Raw genomic sequence first — 20,542 nt, forward strand, 5'->3', positions numbered from 1 at the left:
TGCCCTATGTCTGATATTGAAACTTTATCCATATTATCCCCGCTTCAAGAAGGCTTGCTTTTTAGAGAGCTATACACAAAAGGGGCTGGAGGAGAGTATATTGTCCAAACTGTTATACACCTCCACGGTAAAATCGACTCAGAAGCTGTACAAATAGCATGGGAAAAAATCACACAAGCCCATGATATTTTGAGAACTGGCTTTGTCTGGGAGAATGTAGACCACCCCATTCAATATACATTAAACAAATCTGATCTTTTTTTTAGCACTGAGGACTGGTCTAAACTCTCCGAAAAATCCATTGGTTCAAACTTATCCTCATTTTTAGAACAAGATCGAAGCACCCCCTTCAATCTCTCCTCTCCTCCACTTTTTAGGGTAAAATTCCTCAAGCTCCCGAAGAATTCTTATTATATTGTATGGACTTGCCACCATATCCTCCTTGATGGCTGGAGCAGTCGACTGATTCTAAATGATTTTTTTAGTGCGTACTGTGCCACTTTAGAGAAAAAACAACCTAACTTAGCCGTAGACTCTTACACAAGTTATCTCCAATGGATTGAAAAACAAGACAAGGATTGTGCTCGTGATTTTTGGGTGAAAAACCTACAAAATATAGAAGAACCATCTTTGCTAAAGCTTTCCCAGGCAACAGAAAAAAAGACAAGCCAAAGAAATTTTATCTCTCCCCTTCCCGAAACGCTTTGGGAAAACGTTCAAAAATATGCCCAGTTAAACAACTACACAATTAATACTCTCGTACAGGCAACCATAGGACTCGTTCTTTCTCAATTAATGAACAAAAGAAATATTTCCTATGGAGTGACAATTTCTGGACGTTCTATTGATTTGAAAAATGTTCAGAACATCCCTGGTTTATTAATCAATACACTCCCACTTTCTATAGGAATAGATAGAACGCGCTCAGTAAGAACGTACCTTGACTCTCTCCAACTGCAAACACTTTCTATTAACGAGCATTCTTCTATCTCTCTTGCAGAAGTTCAAAAAAACTCCTTTCCTGGCGAAAAGGCTCTTTTCGATACAATTCTCGTATTTGAAAATTATCCCTCAAGTAACCACAGTCAATTTGAAAACTATGGATTTTCCATTAAATCTATAGACATATATGAAAAAAATGAATTCCCCCTTACCTTTGTTTTCTTTCCAGGACAGTCCCCTTATCTAGAGCTAAACTACCAAACCTCCCTCTTCTTAATAAATGAGATAGAGCGGATATCTGAACTTTTTCAAGAAACACTCAAAAATCTAATCAGCGTCCCTCCATCTTTACTTCTACAGGAAGTCTCTAGCTTCTCTGATAAGGAAAAAGAAAAAATACTTTCTACGTGGAATAATTTTAAGATTGTTCCTCAAAAAGAAGATCTATTGATCCACCAAATTTTCGAACAACAAGCAGAAAAAAAACCTGACCGTGTTGCCCTATTGCATGAAGGTCAACATGTTACATATGCCCAACTGAACCAGCGAGCCTACCAACTAGCTCACTATTTAAAAGAAAAAGGTGTAGGCCCAGAAACTTTTGTTGCTGTTGGTTTAGAAAGGGGCATACCTCTTATTACATCTATTTTGGCTATCTTAAAAACAGGAGGAGCTTACGTTCCCTTAGATTTATCCTTACCAAAAGAACGTCTCAAGTTCATTCTCAATGATAGCAATGCATGCTGCTTAATTACGGAAAAAAAATACTCTGAATATCTTCTTGATTTCTCGGGAACATGCATAGATTTTCTGTCCATTCCTTTTTCTTCTCTCCCCAATAAAAACTTACCGGACGAAGTTCATTTAGACAGTAGCATCTATCTTACCTATACGTCGGGTACTACTGGAACCCCTAAAGGGATCATTAATTCTCAAAGAGGGCTTCTAAATCGATTTCTTTGGTCCCTTTCATACTACAATATAAATCAAACAGAAATTTTTTTGCAAAATGCCTCCATAGGTTTTGATATTTCATATTGGGAACTTGTCTTGCCACTACTTGTGGGATCAAAGCTTGTGATCCCCACAGATAAAAAGGCTAAAGACCCCCTACATCTTTATCAGTTGCTGATAAAAGAAAAAGTGACACTCTCTCACTTTGTTCCCTCGTTACTCAGTCAGCTTCTAGAATTTTCAAAAAAAAATACGCAACATCGATTTTTAAGAAAACTCATATGTGGAGGAGAAGTAGTCCCAAAGGAAGACCTTAACCAATTTTTAACTCTCTTCCCTCAAGCCCATTTTCATCATGCTTATGGACCAACGGAAGCTGCCATAAGCGTTACATACTGGGACATAAAGAAAGGGCCCTACTTAGAACCAAAACTTCCCATTGGACGCCCTATTAATAAGACAAAAATCTATATTTTAAATGAAGCCCTGAACCCTGTTCCCATTGGAATTATTGGAGATATTTATATCGCAGGCGATGGGCTTGCTCGAGGATATATTAATCAGCCTGACCTCACAGCGGACAAGTATATTGCAAACCCCTTTGCAACTCAAGAAGATGTAAATAATTTCCAAAATCTTCGCCTCTACAAAACAGGAGACTTAGGAAAATATCTTTCAGATGGAAATATCGATTTCTGTGGCAGAATAGATAGCCAAGTTAAAATTAGAGGATACAGAATTGAGCTTGGTGAAATTGAGCATGCACTTTCTGCTTCTTCTCTAGTGCATCAAGCAATCATTTTGGCTCATAAAGAGGCGAAACACCAGGAACTCATCGCATATCTTCTATTAACACCCCAAACTCTAGAAAAATTCTCTTTTCCAGAAAATGCGTCCTTCTCTGTTCTCACTAGTCCTTCCATCGGAAAAATCACAAAAGTCCTTCGCCTAGAATTAGAAAAATCTCTTCCCGACTATATGATTCCTGCTCATTTCATTTTCTTGAATGAATTTCCAATAAATTCTAACGGAAAGATTGACCGGAAAAGACTCCCCACTCCTGATAAATCAAGACGCACTCTAGAGCAAAACTATGTAGAACCACGCAATGAGATAGAGCAAGACCTTTGTCTTATCTGGCAAGAAATTCTAGGGCTCAATAAAATTGGAATCCACGACAATTTTTTTGAAATTGGTGGCCATTCACTTTTAGCTACACAAATTATTTCTCGCCTCCGTTCACAGTTCCAATTGGAACTTTCTCTGCGGGATATCTTTGAATATCCCACTATTTCAGTCTTCGCTACGCTGATCACCCAATCCCTTAGAAACCCAAAGGACCTAAATGTTCCCCCCATTTTACCAGCTACCCCCCAAGACCTCTTTCCTCTGTCATTCGCCCAACAACGTCTTTGGTTTTTAGAAGAACTAACTCCTAATTCTTCGGTTTATAATATTCCTATGGTATTTGAATTATCTGGGCCTCTTAATATTTTAGCACTACATAAGGCTTTTCAAAAAATCATCCAAAGACATAGTAGCCTTAGAACTTTTTTTATAAAAAAAGATGGAGTGCCCTTTCAAAAAATTCTAGCAGATCTGGACCCTTTCGAGTTAGTTGATCTCAATGATACAGAAAATCTAGAAGATCATCTCTCTAGCATAAAGCATAAACATGCCCACATAAGGTTTGACCTTTCTAAAGGACCCCTTCTGCAGCTCACACTCTTAAAAGCAGGTCCAGAAAAAAATTTCCTCTTTATTACTATGCATCATATTATCAGTGATGGTTGGTCCGTTGGAATCTTCAATCAAGAACTTTCAATTCTCTATAGGGCCTATATTTCAGACCAAGATATAGAATTGCCTTTACTAGCTATTCAATACACAGACTTCACCCTCTGGCAACACGCTTGGCTCCAGGGAAAAACTCTGCAAAAACAACTTACATATTGGCAGGAAAAGCTAAAAAACCTACCCGACTCGTTAAACCTTCCAGCAGACTTTCCTCGACCAAAAACTCTTTCTTACAAGGGAAAAAGATACCAGCATCTCCTCAATAAAGATCTTAGCTTAAAGGTCAAATCCCTCTGCCTAGAAGAAAATGTTTCCACCTATATGTTCCTGCTCACTACATTTAATGTGCTACTTCATAAATACAGTGGGGATGAAGATATTATTGTTGGATCCCCCATTTCTAACCGCACCCACAAAGATATCGAAGGTCTTATTGGATTCTTTGTAAACACTATTGTCTTTCGATCTAAGATATTATCCCATAGCATCTTTTATAATTTGCTGCTTGACCTGAAAGAACAATCTCTCACAGCTTACCGGTATCAAGATATCCCTTTTGAACAGCTTGTAGATCACCTAAACATTGAACGCTCTCTAAACAAAAACCCTATATTCCAAATGCGATTTGTTTATCAGAAGCAATCAGGAGAAACATTAGACCTTGAAGGAATTTCTTCACAGCCTATTCACACAGATTACGAAGCTTCTAAATTTGACCTCTTGCTACATATTTATGAGAAAAAAAACTCTGATTTTTCCATTTCTGTTGAATACATGTCAGATCTCTATAAAGACGAAACTATTAAGAGATTTGCACATAACTATGAAGCTCTTCTGGAAAGCATTGTCTCAGACCTACACACACCTATTCATAGGTTAAATATATTGCCTCAAAAAGAACAAAGCTTACTTTTCAATACTTGGAACAACACGTCTAAAAAACATGATGAATCTCTATTCGTTCATAATCTATTTGAAGAACAGGTACAAAAAAATCCTGACCGTATTGCTCTTGTTTTTAAAAACCAGCACGTCACATATGAACAGCTCAATCAATGGGCGAATAAATTATCCCACTACTTGAAAGAACAGGGAGCAGCACCAGAAACCTTTGTCGCCATCCTAATGGATCGAAGTATTGATTTTGTTGTCTCACTAATCGCCGTCTTAAAAACAGGCGGCGCATACCTTCCTCTTGATCCTAGTTTACCACCCCAGAGACTCAGTTATATTTTAAATGATTCAGCTCCTAGCCTGATTCTTTCTAACAAAGAACAACCTTCTTATATCCAAGAAAATACCTTTGTAAATATTTCTACATTAAATCTTACAACCGAGCCCAATAACAACCCTCTCCATCAATTGCATCACCATAACCCCATCTATCTTATTTATACATCAGGCACGACTGGAAAACCAAAGGGAGTTATAGTTTCCCATGGAGCCTTGTCCAATTATGCTAAGGCAATTCTTAAGAAAATATCAGCTGCCTCTCAGATAGGTTATTGCAGCAACCCCTCTACCGATCTCGGAAACACCACCCTCTTTGCAAGCCTCATAGGAGGGAAGACCCTTCATATATTCTCTGAAGGAGAAGAGTTAGATTCCCAAATTTTCTTAGAAAAAGTGCTTGAAAAACGTCTTAATCTTATAAAGCTTACACCTTCCCATCTCCAGATTCTTTCTGAAAAATTGTCCAGTGCAACTTCTCATGCAGCACAATACTTTAAAAATAATATGCTCTGCGTTGTTGGAGGAGAAGCTCTAAGTCCCAGTCTTATTAACGCAAGGGATACAATTAACCATTATGGCCCCACCGAAACTTCCGTGGGCGTTACAACCTATGCCTGCAAAACAGAAGAGCTTGGGGGGGGAGTTCCCATTGGAAGCCCCCTACAAAACATAAAAATCTATCTCCTTGATAGTGCCTCAAATCCTGTTCCTATAGGTGCTATCGGAGAAATTTACATTGCAGGAGATGGTCTTGCTCGAGGGTATCTCAATCAAGCTAGCCTCACAGCAGAAAAATTTATTGCTAACCCTTTTGCAACTCAAGAAGACATTAATACTTGCCAGAACCTCCGCCTCTATAAAACAGGAGACTTAGGGAAATATCTCCCTGATGGAAACATCACTTTCTGTGGAAGAACGGATCATCAAGTTAAAATTAGAGGACATAGAATTGAGCTAGATGAAATTTCATCACTCCTTCAAAATCATGAAGACTTACAAACCTGTACTGTAAAAATCCTAGAAGATGGCTCAATTGCGGCATATATAATCCCAGGAAGCTTTGAACCTACAGAAACAGAACTTACAACCTATTTAGAACAGTTTCTCCCTAATTACATGGTTCCTTCCTCCTTCATTTTTTTGGATTGCTTCCCCCTCACTACTAGTGGAAAGATTGACTACAAAAAGCTTCCAACTCCAGACAAAGCTGGACATTCTTTAAAAGAAAAATATGTGGCTCCTCGCACTGAAATTGAGCAAGCCATTTGCCTCATTTGGCAAGAAGTTCTCGAACTGAAGCAAATTGGTGTTCATGATAACTTCTTTAAAATTGGTGGGCACTCTCTCTTAGCAACACAAATCATATCCCGCATTCGATCTCAGTTTCAGCTAGAGTTGCCCTTGCGGGACATTTTTGAATACCCCACTATCTCAACCTTCTCTACCCTTATTACTCAGTCCCTTAGAAACCCAAAGGACCTAAACGTTCCACCAATTTTACCAGCACCACATCAAGCCCTCTTCCCCTTATCCTTTGCCCAGCAACGTCTTTGGTTCTTAGAAGAGCTTGATCCTAATGTTTCAGCGTACAATATTCCCATGGCACTTGAAATCTCTGGCCCCCTTAACATTCAAGCCCTTTCCAAAGCTCTAAAAGCAGTTATTCAACGACACAATAGCCTAAGAACCGTCTTTATAAAAAAAAATGGAGTCCCTTTCCAAAAAATTCTCCCAACTATTGATTCTATTGAAACCGTAGAACTTACTGATGCAAACGACATAAAAAATAGGCTCTCTCATATCAAGAAAGATCATGCCCATACAAAATTCAACCTTTCAGAAGGTCCCTTAATCCGAATCACCTGCTTAAAGGCCTCCTCAGAAAAAACATTCCTTTTTATTACACTGCACCATATTATTAGTGATGGATGGTCTATTGGAGTCTTCAACCAAGAACTCTCTTCTTTCTACAAAAAATATCTTCAAAAAAAAGACCCAGAGCCATTCTCCCTACCTATCCAATACACAGACTTTACTATCTGGCAACATTCTTGGCTTCAAGGAGATCCCTTGCAAAGACAATTGTCTTATTGGAAAAGCAAACTAGATTCTTTGCCAGATTCATCAAATTTTCCAACTGACTTCCCTCGGCCAAAGACGCTTTCTTATAAGGGGGAAAGGTATAGATATGCCCTTAATAAAGAACTAAGTCTAAAAATTAAAAGTCTTTGCTTAGAGGAAAACATCTCTATCTATATGTTCCTCCTCACTGCCTTTAATGTTCTTCTGCATAAATATAGCGGGGATGAAGATATTATTGTAGGAACACCCGTTGCCAACCGAAATCACAAAGACATTGAAGGACTGATAGGATTTTTCGTAAATACTCTGGTTTTTCGATCCAATATCTCCCCACATAAAATTTTCTATGACCTGCTTCTTGATTTAAAAGAACAATCTCTTACAGCTTATCAGTACCAAGATGTTCCCTTTGAACAACTTGTAGACCATCTCAATATTGAGCGTGCCTTAAATAAAAATCCCATATTTCAAATCATGTTCATGATGCAAAATGCTAATGAATCCTCTCGGTTCCTAGAGCTTGGAGGGACAGAAATTTCCTATATGAGTCATGAGGAAAATATTGCTAAGTTTGACTTAGAAATCATCGCTCATGAAGATCCAAAATCACAATGCATTGGCCTCACTATTGAGTACATGACAGATCTCTACAAGAGTGAAACTATTGAAAAATTTGCGGGTCATTATAAATCCCTTTTAAAAGAAATCACTTTGAACCTGCAAGCGCCCGTCCACACCTTAAACATACTGCTTCAAAAAGAACAAAGCTTACTGCTCAATACCTGGAATGATACTAATGAAGAGTATGGTGAACTCCCTTTTGCACATAAACTATTTCAACAGCAAGCACAGAAAAATCCTGATCGTATTGCTCTTGTCTTTGATGGTAAGCACGTTACATATGAACAACTTAACCAACAAGCCAATAGATTAGCTCACTATCTAAAAGCAGAAGGAGTTGGTCCAGAAACCTTTGTAGCTGTTTTGATGGATCGAAGCGTTGATCTTATAGTATCCTTTCTAGCTATTCTCAAATCAGGAGGTGCCTATGTCCCTCTTGACCCTAATACACCAGTCACAAGAAATTTATGGTTTCTTGAACAGGTAAAGCCTTCTGTGCTGATTTTAGGAGAAAATTACAGGAAAACATACACAGGAAAAATCAAAACGCCTGAAATATTTGCCACTCAATTTCATCATAAAGAAAGTTTTGATCCCTCATTTAATGAAAATTTAAATCTTCTCCTTAACCCTCTTCACATAGCATATGTAATTTATACCTCAGGATCAACTGGAACCCCCAAGGGGACAGCAGTCCATCACCTTGGCATGCATAATCATATCAAAAGTAAAATCAAAGATTTAAAAATTACAGCCCAAGATACGATTGCTCAAACATCAACTCAAATTTTTGATATCTCAATTTGGCAAATGCTTACCTCCTTAACCCTTGGTGCAAAAGAAGTGATTTTTTCACAAAATGAAATTCTTGATATTAAAATCTTTTCAAAGGTTTTTTCTCTAAGCAAAATCTCCATTTTAGAGCATGTGCCATCATATACAATTCTCTTCTTAGAAGAGTTAAAAGACAAAACAAAAAAAAGTCCTTTTCGCTATTTAAAACACTACATCGTAACAGGAGAAGCCTTAACGCCCCTTGTATGCAGCACATTGCTTGATACAGATAAAAAACTGTGTATTGTAAATGCCTATGGACCAACAGAATGTTCTGATGACGTAACCCACTACTTTCTCACTTCCCACCCTGGAAAAGAATTTTCTATCCCCATAGGAAAGCCTATTAACAATACAAAGATCTATATCCTAGATAAGGCTCTAAGCCCTGTTCCCATTGGGATAGTTGGAGAAGTTTATATCGCAGGAAATGGCCTTGCTAGAGGATATCTCAATCAACCTGATCTCACAGCAGATAGGTTCATTGCAAACCCTTTTGCCACTCAAGAAAATATCAATAACCCCCAAAATCTTCGCCTCTACAAAACAGGAGACTTGGGAAAATATCTCCCAGATGGAAATATAGACTTCTGTGGCAGAATAGACCATCAGGTCAAAATCAGAGGATACAGAATTGAGCTGGGTGAAATTGAGCATGCACTTTCTGCTTCTTCCCTAGTACATCAAGCAATTGTTGTGGCTCACAAAGACACGAAAAATCAGGAGCTTCTCGCATACATTCTATTAACCCCCAAAACCTTAGAAGAACTCTCTCCTCTAGATAATAACAATTCCTCTGCTCTCACTGGCTCCTTAATGGGAAAGATCACAAAAGACCTTCGCCTGGAATTAGAAGCAACACTTCCTGACTATATGATGCCTGCCCATTTCATTTTCTTGAATGAATTTCCACTAACTTCCAATGGAAAAATTGACCGAAAAAAACTTCCTGTTCCTGACAAATCAAAGCGAACTCTAGAACAAAACTATGTAGAGCCACGCAATGAGATAGAACAAAATCTTTGTCTTATTTGGCAAGAAGTTCTAGGGCTCAATCGCATTGGAATCCACGACAACTTTTTTGAAATCGGTGGTCATTCTCTTCTAGCTACACAAATTATTTCTCGCCTCCATTCTCAGTTCCAATTAGAATTACCTCTACGGGATATCTTTGAGCACCCTACCATTTCGGCATTTTCTACACTCATCACCAAAGCCCTTAGAAACCCAAAGGACTTAAATATTCCGCCAATTTTACCCGCTAGCCCCCAAGATCTCTTTCCTCTGTCATTCTCTCAACAACGCCTTTGGTTTTTAGAGGAACTGACTCCTGATGCTTCAGTCTATAATATCCCCATAGCACTTGAACTATCGGGACTTATTGACATTCAAGCACTCACAAAAGCCTTCAAGAAGGTCATTCAACGGCATGATAGCCTAAGAACCATCTTTATAGAAAAAGATGGAGTGCCCTTCCAAAAAGTTCTTCCTACCATTGACCCTATTGAAACAATAGAGTTGACTGATAAAAAAGACCTACAGAAGAAAATTTCTCAGACAAAAAAAGACCATTCTCAGACACGTTTTAATCTTTCTGAGGGGCCCTTAATTCGCATTACCATCTTAATGGTCTCTCCTGAAAAAACATTCCTCTTTATTACTATGCACCACATAATCAGTGATGGCTGGTCTATTGGAATTTTTAATCAAGAAATTTCAACTCTCTATAAATCCTATCTGCTAAATCAAGAACCGGAATTGCCTCTATTAGCTATTCAATATACAGACTTTACCCTCTGGCAGCACACTTGGCTCCAGGAAAAAACTCTACAAAAGCAACTCACATATTGGCAAGATAAGCTAAAAAATCTACCCGACTCTTTAAATCTTCCAACAGATTTTCCTCGCCCAAAAACCCTTTCTTATAAGGGAAAAAGATTTAAATACCCCCTCAATAAAGACCTTAGCTTGAAGATAAAATTCCTCTGCTTGGAAGAAAATGTTTCAACCTATATGTTCCTGCTCACTGCCTTTAATGTGCTTCTTCATAAATATAGTGGTGATGAAGATATTATTGTAGGAACACCTATTGCCAATCGAGCTCAAAAAGAACTCGAGGAGCTCATTGGTTTTTTTATAAATACCCTAGTATTTCGATCCAACGTGTCACCCCATAGAACTTTTCATGGTTTATTGCAGGACATAAAGGCACAGTCTCTCTCAGCCTACCAGTATCAAGATGTTCCTTTTGAGCAACTTGTAGATCATTTAAATATTGAGCGATCTCTAAACAAAAATCCTATATTCCAAGTGCGTTTTGTGTATCAAAAACAAACTGGAGACAACCTAACATTTGAAGGAACTTCTTCACAACCTATTCACACAGAGCATGAGTCTGCTAAATTTGATTTTTTGCTACACATCTATGAGCAAACTGATTCCTCCTTTTCTATTTCTGTTGAGTACATGACAGATCTCTATAGAGACGAAACTATTACCCAGTTTGCACAACACTATGAAACTCTCCTAAAAAGCATTGTCTCAGAACTGCACACACCTATTCATAGGTTAAATATATTGCCTCAAAAAGAGCAAACCTTACTTCTCAACACATGGAATAATACCGCTAAAAAGCATGGTAATTTTCTATTCGTTCATAAACTATTTGAACAACAAGCACAGAAAAATCCTGATCATATTGCTCTTGTTTTTGAAAACCAGCAGATCACATATAAACAGCTCAATCAGCGGGCAAATAAATTATCCCATTACCTGAAAGAACAGGGAGCAGGGCCAGAAACTTTTATTGCCATCCTAATGGATCGAAGCATCGATTTTTTTGTCTCGTTAATTGCCACCTTAAAAGCAGGCAGCGCATATATTCCTCTTGACCCTAACTTACCACCCCAGAGGCTTGCTTATATCTTAAAGGACAGCAATCCTCACCTGATTCTTTCTAACAAAGAACAGCCTTCTTATATCCAAGAAAATACCTTTGTGAACATTTCCACTTTGGGCCTTAGAACCCAATCTCATGAATCTCCCTTGGTTCCACTGCATCCTCACAATCCCATCTATCTTATTTATACATCAGGCACGACTGGAAAACCAAAAGGAGTTATAATTTCCCATGAAGCCTTATCCAATTATACTGAGGCAATTCTTAAGAAAATATCAGCTGCCTCCCAGGTAGGTTACTGCAATGCTCCTTCTACCGATATCGGAAACACGACTCTCTTCACAAGCCTCACAGGAGGAAAAACACTTCATATATTCTCTGAAGGAGAAGAGTTAGACTCCCAAATTTTCTTAGAAAAAGTGTTTGAAAAACGTCTTGATCTTCTAAAACTTACACCCTCCCACCTCCAGATTCTTTCTGAAAAACTTTCCAGTGCGACTTCCCTCATGACAGAGTATTTTAAAAAGCATATGACCTGCATTATAGGAGGAGAGGAACTAAAATCCAGCCTCATCCACGCAAAGAAGACAATCAACCATTATGGCCCCACCGAAACTTCTGTAGGTGTCACGACCTATGCCTGTAAAGAAGAAGAAACTGGGCAAATAATACCCATTGGAAATCCCTTACAAAACACAAGGATTTACCTTCTTGATATTTCCCTGAATCCTGTTCCTATAGGTGTTATCGGAGAAATTTATATTGCAGGAAATGGCCTTGCTCGAGGATATCTTAACCAACCCAATCTCACAGCAAAAAAATTTATTGCTAACCCTTTTGCAACTCAGGAAGACATTGGCACTTGCCAGAACCTCCGCCTCTATAAAACAGGAGATTTAGGGAAGTACCTCCCTGATGGAAACATTACTTTCTGTGGCAGAATGGATCATCAAGTTAAAATTAGAGGACATAGAATTGAGTTAGGGGAGATTGAATCTCTCCTCCAAAGTCATGAAGACCTGAAGGCCTGCAGTGTAACAGCCCTAGAAAATCGCTCAATTGCAGCATACATAATCCCAGGAGATTTTGAGCCTACAGAAACAGAACTCATATCTTATTTAGAGAGTAAGCTTCCTGCCTATATGGTGCCTGCCCATTTCATCTTCTTAAGTGAGTTTCCCCTAACTTCTAGCGGAAAAATTGATTACAAACGACTTCCAAACCCAGATAAATCAGAGCGCTCTTTAGAGGAAAAATATGTAGCCCCTCGCAATGAAGTTGAACAAGAGCTTTGTCTCATCTGGCAAAAGGTTCTCAAACTGAGGCAAATTAGCATTCACGATAATTTCTTTAAAATCGGCGGGCATTCTCTCTTAGCAACACAAATAATTTCTCGCGTCCGATCCCAGTTTCAAGTGGAATTACCTCTGCGAGATATTTTTGAATACCCGACCATATCAACCTTCTCCACGCTCATTAGTCAGTCTCTTAGAAACCCAAAAGACCTAAATGTTCCACCAATTTTGCCAGCACCCTCTCAAGAGCTCTTCCCCCTGTCCTTTGCCCAGCAACGCCTTTGGTTTCTAGAAGAGCTGAGCCCTGATGTATCAGCTTATAACATTTCCATGGCACTTGAAATCTCTGGCCCTCTTAATATTCAGGCCCTTGCCAAGGCTCTGAAGGTAATTATTCAAAAACACAATAGCTTAAGAACCGTCTTTATAAAAAAAGACGGAATCCCCTTCCAAAAGATTCTAGAAGATATTGATCCTATTGAAACCATAGAACTGACTGATACAGATGACATAAAAAACAGACTGTCTGAAGTAAAAAGAGAACATACCCATATAAAATTCAACCTTTCAGACGGACCATTAATCCGTATTACTATCTTAAAGGCTTCTCCAGAAAAAACTTTTCTCTTTCTTACCCTACACCATATTATTAGTGATGGATGGTCCATTGGAGTATTCAATCAAGAACTATCTTCTCTCTATAAAAGCTATCTTCAAAAACAAAATTTAGAATTATCTCCACTACCTATCCAATATACAGACTTTACTATCTGGCAACGTTCTTGGCTCCAAGGGAAATCCCTGCAAAGGCAATTGACTTACTGGCAAAATAAACTAGATGGTTTGCCAGACTCTTCAAACCTTCCAACCGACTTTCCTCGACCTAAAACACTGTCCTATAAGGGAGGAAAATATGGCTATAAAATTAATAAAGACTTGAGTCTGAAAATTAAAAAACTTTGTTTGGAGCAAGGCATCTCCACCTATATGTTCCTCCTCACTGCTTTTAATGTACTGCTTCATAAATATAGTGGGGAGGAAGACATTATTGTGGGAACTCCTATTGCCAATCGAAACCACAAGGATATCGAAGAACTCATTGGATTCTTTGTGAATACTCTAGTGTTTCGATCTAGTGTGTCACCTCACAAAACCTTCCATGACTTGCTTCTTGATTTGAAAGAACAATCCCTCACAGCCTATCAGTATCAAGATGTTCCCTTTGAGCAACTTGTAGACCATCTCAATATTGAGCGTGCCCTAAATAAAAATCCCATATTTCAGGTCATGTTCATGATGCGAAATGCCAACGAATCCTCTCGTTTCTTAGAACTTGAAGGAACAGACATTTCCTATCTAAATCGTGAAGAAAATATTGCTAAGTTTGACTTAGAAATTACGACCCATGAAGACCAAAAGTCACAATGCATTGGCCTATCTGTTGAGTATATGACAGATCTCTATAAGCACAAAACAATCGAGAGGCTAACTCAACACTATGAAACTCTCCTGAAGGACATTGTCTCAAATATACAGGCTCCTGTTCATACCTTAAATATACTGTCCCAAAAGGAACAAATTTTCCTTCTGCACGCTGGGAATAATACTGCTGAAAAGTATGATGAATATCCTTTTGTACATAAAATATTTGAACAACAGGCACAAAAAAATCCTGATCGAATTGCCCTTGTCTTTGATGACCAACACATTACATACGCACAGCTTAATCAACGCTCAAATCAATTGGCTCATTATCTAAAGGCACAAGGAGTTGGACCTGAAAAATTTGTGGGCATTCTAATGGAACAAAAAATTGATTTGATAGTTTCCTTGCTAGCCACGATCAAAGCAGGAGGCGCCTATGTCCTCCTTGACCCTAAATTACCGCCTCAAAGGCTTAACTATATATTGAAAGATGCGACTCCCCTTCTGATCCTTTCTAATAAAGAACGCCCTTCACACCTACAAGAAGGTGAAGTTGTAAACATTTCTACCTTAGACTTCTCAGCTCAACCTAATGAAATTCCCTTGATTCAACTACACCCCCACAACCCCATTTATCTTATCTATACATCAGGCACGACTGGAAAACCAAAGGGAGTTATAATCTCCCACAGAGCTCTTTCCAATACAATGTGTAGCAAGAGCTTTAGAGAGGCAATAAAAAACTCAAAATCCATCTTAAATATTACAAATCTTTCTTTTGATATTTTTAATTTAGAAATCTATCTGCCCCTTATATATTGCAAAAAATTGCTTCTTCACAATAAGAACAAGGAGGCCCTTGAATCAATAATTACAAAACAAAAAATTGACTTCATTCAAATCACACCCTCCCATCTTCAATCTCTTGCGGAAAATATTTCCTCAAAAAGTTTGAAAAAAATATCTATTTTATGTGGGGGAGAAGCCGTCACAAAATCATTACGGAAAAATATCCTAAACTCCCTTTCTTCTATAGTCTATGGACCAACAGAAACGACAATTTGGTCAACTAAAACACAGGACAACTCCATCTCTGAGAACAATGCTATAGGAAAACCTATTAGTAATACGAAGGTCTATATATTAGATAAACATCTGAATCCTGTCCCCATTGGAGTGGTTGGAGAGATCTATATTGCCGGAGTTGGACTAGCCCGTGGGTATGCAAATCAACCTGATCTTACAGCAGATAAATTCATTGCAAACCCTTTTATAATCGAAGAAGACATCAAAAATTCTGAGAACCTACGCCTCTATAAAACAGGCGACTTGGGGAAATATCTTCTAGACGGCAGTATGGAGTTCTGTGGTAGAGTAGACGATCAAATAAAAATTAGGGGTCATAGAATAGAGCTTGGAGAAATCGAGCACGCCATTTCTGCTTCCTCTTTAGTGAGCCGAGCAATTACTCTCTCCCCTCAGGATAACAATAACCAAAAGCTCATTGCCTATCTAACCTTAACTCAAGAAGGCCTAAACTCTCTCTCTCTTCCAAGGGGAACAACGCCCTATATTCTTACCGGCCCCTCCATTGGGAGATTAGCAGATACACTACGCATGGAATTAAAACAATCTCTTCCCGACTATATGATTCCTAGCCACTTCATTTTCTTGAGGGAATTTCCCCTAACTCCTAATGGAAAAATTGACCGAAAAAAACTTCCTGTTCCTGATAAATCAATGAGCTCTCTAGCTCAAGAATATGTAGCCCCTCGCAATGAGATAGAACAAACTCTTTGTGCTATCTGGAAAGAGGTATTAGGACTCAACCAAATTGGCATCCATGATAACTTCTTTAAAATCGGTGGCCATTCGCTTTTAGCTACACAAATAATCTCCCGAATCCAGCCTCACTTTCAGGTGGAGTTGCCCCTCCGGGATATCTTTGATAACCCTAACATCTCAAGTCTTTCCTCCCTTATTACCCAATACCTTAAAGACTCAAAGAAATTTCAAATCCCTTCTATTGTCCCTGCACCACCCCAAGAGCTCTTTCCTCTTTCCTTTGCCCAGCAACGACTTTGGTTTCTAGAAGAATTAAACCCTACTGTTTCAGTTTATAACATTCCCATGGTACTAGAAATATCGGGAAGTCTTGATGTTCAAGCCCTTACTAAGGCCTTAAAAATAATTATTCAAAGACATGATTCCCTCAGAACTGTCTTTATAAAAAAAGATGGTATACCCTTCCAGAAAATTCTTCCCACTATTGATCCTATTGAAATAATAGAAATCACTGATACAAATGATCTGAAAAAGAAAATTTCTCAAACTAAAGAAGATCATTCCCCTACACGATTTAATCTTTCTGAAGGCCCTTTGATTCGCGTTTCCATCTTAAAAGCCTCCCCAGAAAAAACCTTTCTCTTCATCACCCTCCACCATATTATCAGTGATGGCTGGTCTATTGGAGTTTTCAATCAAGAACTCTCATTTCTCTACAAAACCTATCTTTTAAAAAACAACCAAAAATTACCCGCCCTTCCTATTCAGTATACAGACTTTACTATCTGGCAAAATTCTTGGCTTCAAGGCTCTCCTCTGCAGAAACAGCTTTCTTATTGGAAAAACAAACTAGACAACCTACCAGACTCATTGAATCTTTTAACTGATTTCCCTCGACCAAAAATTCTTTCCTATAAAGGAAAAAGATATAGATGCATTCTTAGCAAAGAACTGAGCGCAAAAATCAAAACTCTCTGTCTAGAAGAAAGTATCTCCACCTATATGTTTCTATTCACTGCCTTTAATGTGCTTCTTCATAAGTATAGTGGAGACGAAGATATCATTGTGGGGACGCCCATTGCTAACCGGACTCACAAAGATATTGAAAGCCTGATTGGATTCTTTGTAAATACATTGGTATTCCGATCTAATGTATCCCCTTACAAAACGTTCCATGAATTATTGCTTGATTTAAAAGAACAATCTCTTGCAGCCTATCAGTATCAAGATATTCCTTTTGAGAAGCTCGTTGACCACCTCAATGTTGAGCGCTCTCTAGATAAAAATCCTATCTTTCAAGTCATGTTTATGATGCGAAACGATAGAGACTTTGCCCAACCCTTAGTTCTTGAAGGAACAAATGTTTCTTATATGCATAATGAAAATAATATTTCTAAATTTGACCTAGAAGTCGTTGCCCATGAAAATCCAGAATCACAATGTATTGGTTTGACTTTTGAATACATGACAGACCTGTACAAAGATGAAACAATTGAAAGGCTCTCGCAACACTATGAAACTCTCCTAAAAAATACTATCTCCAACCTAAAAACACCAGTTCATTCCTTAAGTGTCTTGCCTCAGAAAGAACAAGCCTTAATTCTCAAAACCTGGAACAACACTATTGAAAATTATGCTGGACCAGCCTTCATCTACGAGATTTTTGAACAACAAACCCTAAAGACCCCAGATCGCATTGCTCTTGTCTTTGACAATCAGCATATCAGTTACACTCTATTAAACGAGAAGGCAAATCAACTGGCTCATTATTTAAAAGAGCAAGGAGTTGGACCAGAAATCTTTGTAGCTGTCCTAATGGATCGAAGCATTGACCTTGTAATCTCCTTGTTGGCAATCCTCAAGGCAGGAGGTGCCTATGTTCCCCTTGACCCTAATCTGCCACCCCAAAGACTTAACTATATCTTAAAGGACGCATCTCCTCTCCTGATTCTTTCAAATGAGAAATGCCCCCCTCACATACAAGAAAGTATATTTATTTCTACTCCTTCCCTAAATCTGGAAAAGTACTCCAAAAAAAATCTACCCACTCTGCTGAATCCACAAAACCCCATCTATCTTATCTATACATCAGGCACGACTGGAAAGCCCAAAGGTGTAGTAGGAGTGCACTCAGCAACAACCCAACGTTTTTTATGGCTTCTACATCGCTATCCATTCGACCCTGAAGACACATGCTGCTTTAAAAAAGAATTTAGTTTTGTTAGCGCTGTTTGGGAACTGTTTGGGCCACTCTCAAGCGGCATAAAAACTATTATCCTGAACAAAGAAGATGGAAAGGATATATATAACTTTAACAAACACATTGCTAAAAATGTGATTACAAGAATAGAAGGAGCCCCCTCTTTTATTCAGGAGCTATTTAATCTCGTTAACGCACCCGTTTTAAAAAAGCTAAACTATATTAGTACTAGTGGAGAACCCCTGAGCAACAACCTACTCGAACTTATTAAGAAAAAATGCCCTAGCACAAAACTGCTGAACCTTTATGGGCCAACAGAGTATGCGTCAGATGTTACCTATTATGAAGCTGATTCTACAAAAGAAAGAAACATGGCATTAGCCCCCATAGGAAAACCTATTAGCAACACAGGAATCTACATTCTGAGTAAAAATTTACACCCTTCCCCTATAGGAGTAGTTGGAGAAATTCATGTTTCAGGAGAAGGGCTCGCTCGAGGATATATAAATCACACTGACCTTACAGCAGATAGATTTATTGCCAATCCCTTTGCAACAAAAGAAAGTATACAAAAATCTCAGAATCTCCGACTTTATAAAACAGGCGATCTGGGTAGGTATCTACCAGATGGGAATATTGAGTTCTGCGGCAGGATAGACCATCAAGTTAAAATCAGAGGATACAGAATAGAACCTAGTGAAATTGAACAGGCCCTTTCTACTTCTCCTCTTGTTTATCGTTCCATCACTTTAGCTCATAAGGATGATACTACTCAGGCACTCATTTCTTATATTGAATTAACTCCAAAAACCCTAGAATCACTGGCACTTCCAAGAACATCTTCTCCTATTCTCACAGGCTCCCTCATTGGAAAAATCACAAAAGACCTTCGTATGGAGTTGGGAAAATCTCTTCCTGATTATATGATTCCCTCCCGTTTTATCTTCTTAAGAGAACTCCCCTTAACCCCCAATGGGAAAATCAATAGGAAAAAACTACCAACTCCTGACAAATCAATACGAACTTTAGAAGAAGATTACGTCGCCCCTCGCAATGAAATTGAAAAGGAACTATGCTTCATCTGGCAAGAAGTTCTAGAGGTCAGTAAAATTGGAATTCATGATAGCTTTTTCAGTATTGGAGGGGACTCCATTAAAACGGTTAGAGTAATCTCAAAATGTATAGAGAGAGGCTTTAATTTTCAGGTAAGAGAAATGTTTGAGTATGTTACGATTGCCAAAATGGCTGAATCCCTATCTATGAATCATGACAATCATTGTTTCCCCATAGAAGTCCCAATTTCAAAGAAAATAAATAAAAACAATATAGATCCTAAAATATTTATTATACACCCTGCAGGCGGGCTTGCTTATGAGTATTTGAGGTTACGTCCATACCTTGAATCCTATGATGCGATAGGCATTAACAACCCCTACTTCCTCTCTCCTGAATGTTTTTCATCTGTTGCTGAAACAGCAAAAAAATATGCACAATACATAGAAAACACAGCCTCTACTAATCCTCTTATTATTATCGGATATTCCTATGGAGGGCTTATTGCCTACGAGTTGTCCAAGTATCTTCCTGTAGAACAGGTTAAAGCAATAATATTTATTGATACAAAATTATTTAATACATCTCACATGGCCCCTATAGAACATACCATGCATAAAGACTCAGTGATTAATGATTACCTCAACAAAAATATGCAACAAGCTAGTACACTAGCAAGCCAATATTCTCTTCAAAAAAATTCTCTGCCTATATGGCTATTAAGAGCAGAAGAAGAGAAGAAAAAGAGGCAGGCAGATGCAGGATTTTCTCAAATTTTTTCTAAGGGAAACTATCTTCTTATACCAGGGAATCACAACAATCTTTTTTCTGACCATATTGAAAGCACCGGACAAATTTTGAGAAAAATAATCAATGAGATTCTAGAAAAGAAATTGTCGTCTTACTCAATCAAAGGAAATCCACAATCCACGCCTGGCACCATACAAAAAGCTAGCAATGAGTGACGCTTCTTAGAAACCTTAGACACAAAGTGCGGTGTTGGATCCATCTTTATACCTGCTAATCTTAGAGCATTTCCTGGAAAGATAATTCCATTGGTATAGATTTCATTGTTCAAAAGGTAAGTGGATTTTTTATAGGGATTATAGAAGTGATCACCATCTCTTGAGAAAGGAGCCAAGTTCAAGCAAGGTTCTCCAATATCATCATTATGAAAAATTATTGTGAATCCAGACCAATCAAGATGCTTTCTCTCCGCAACACGATCCTCCCCTTCATGTACACAAATTTTTACGTAGCTTATGAACTCTTTTTTTTTCTCATATACCCTTCGTGAATAAAAGTATGGACTTTTAGGAGGCATTACCTTATAAGCTATTGTTATGAAGACGTTTTTAAGCCAATCAGAAGAAGAACAGCTAAGAAAGCAGCATAGGCGAGAGAAAAACGGTCGAGTTCGAG

General features: G+C 38.3%; 1 protein-coding gene. It reads left to right on the forward strand.

Translation table 11 applies throughout. The features are described from left to right. The first annotated feature begins 6 nt into the window (after positions 1-6). Positions 7-20,085 carry a non-ribosomal peptide synthase/polyketide synthase gene (locus HOL16_05055; GenBank protein ID MBT5390060.1) on the forward strand — a complete coding sequence of 6,693 codons (20,079 nt, stop codon included), beginning with the start codon at positions 7-9 and terminating at the stop codon, positions 20,083-20,085. The last annotated feature ends 457 nt before the right edge of the window (positions 20,086-20,542 follow it).

It is taken from the genome of Alphaproteobacteria bacterium, from assembly GCA_018662925.1.
GTDB lineage: Bacteria > Pseudomonadota > Alphaproteobacteria > 16-39-46 > JABJFC01 > JABJFC01.